Annotated in this window: 1 protein-coding gene; it reads right to left on the reverse strand. The window is 74.6% G+C overall.

Annotation, left to right across the window (positions count from 1 at the left end; all coding sequences use genetic code 11):
- Positions 1–913: serine protease (locus AB0G02_RS41720; protein ID WP_360806567.1), on the reverse strand; the 913-nt coding region annotated here is incomplete at its 3' end.
- Positions 914–1117: the final 204 nt, after the last annotated feature.

A 1117-nucleotide genomic window follows, 5' to 3' on the forward strand; every position in this document is an offset into this window, starting at 1 on the left:
CCCAGTCCTGGTAGGACGCCACGCGGGTGTAGATCCCGCCGTCACCGCACGGGCGCAGGGAGGACGCCGTGGCGCGGGACGTCGCGCCGACGAGGAACCAGCGGCCGTCCGACTCGACGTAGGCGGGTCCGCCGCTGTCGCCGTTGCAGCTGTCCCGGTCCAGGAACGGCGCCCCGGCCACGAACTCCGTGGCCTGGTCCGCGCCGTAGCGGGGGTCGTCGCCCGCGATCGGCACGTCGACCATGCGCCTGCGCCCGTAGCCGCCGCTGCTGTGCACGTCGGTGTTGCCGTAGCCCGCGAGCCGCACGAACCGGGCCCCGGTGAGCTGGTCGCGGGTCGCGATCGAGCGCGGCGGCACCGAGGTCGGTCGGGACAGCACCAGGACCGCGAGGTCACCGGTCGCCCGGGGCGGGCGGTAGTCGGGGTGGGCGAGCGCGGTCTTCACCGCGATCACCTCGCCGTCGTCCGGGAAGCTGACGTCCTTGCCGGTGAACACGCGTGCCGCGCACCCGCCGCGCACGCAGTGCCCCGCGGTGACGACGACGTTGGGCGACACGAGCGTGCCGGAGCAGCACCAGCCGTCGGCGTTGCCGATCGCGACGCAGTCCGGGAACTCCGCCGTCGGCACGCCGCCGATGATGCGGGCGCGGTCGACGACCACCGCCCGCGTGTTGGCCAGGTAGACGGGATCGGTGTAGATGCTGTCGGCCGGTGGCGCGGCGCCCGCGCCGACCGCCGACCTGGTCAGGGGCGACACCCCGCGGCGCAGCAGGGAGCGGGCCAGCCGGTAGCTGTCGGTCCCGTCGCCGTGCAGGAAGCCGTCGACCTGGTTGGCGAAGGCGTGGTACACCAGCACGAACCGCTGTTCGTCGTCGCCCGCGACCAGGCGGGCGAGGTTCTCCACGGCGTCCATGGGGTCCTGTGGTCGATCGGGCGTGGTGGTCATGGTCGGCCTTTCGCGGTCATCTCGCCGAGCAGGTCGTAGAGGGCCGCGCCGGCGGCCCGGTCGTCCACCGCGGGCCGGTCCTCGCCGTCGTCGGCGCGGGAGCCGTCCCCGACGGCCTTCGCGACCTTGTCCAGCACCAGGTCCTGGGCGTTGACCTCGCCGGGCGGCGGC

This window comes from Actinosynnema sp. NPDC023658, from assembly GCF_040639995.1.
In the GTDB taxonomy this organism is placed as follows: Bacteria; Actinomycetota; Actinomycetes; order Mycobacteriales; family Pseudonocardiaceae; genus Actinosynnema.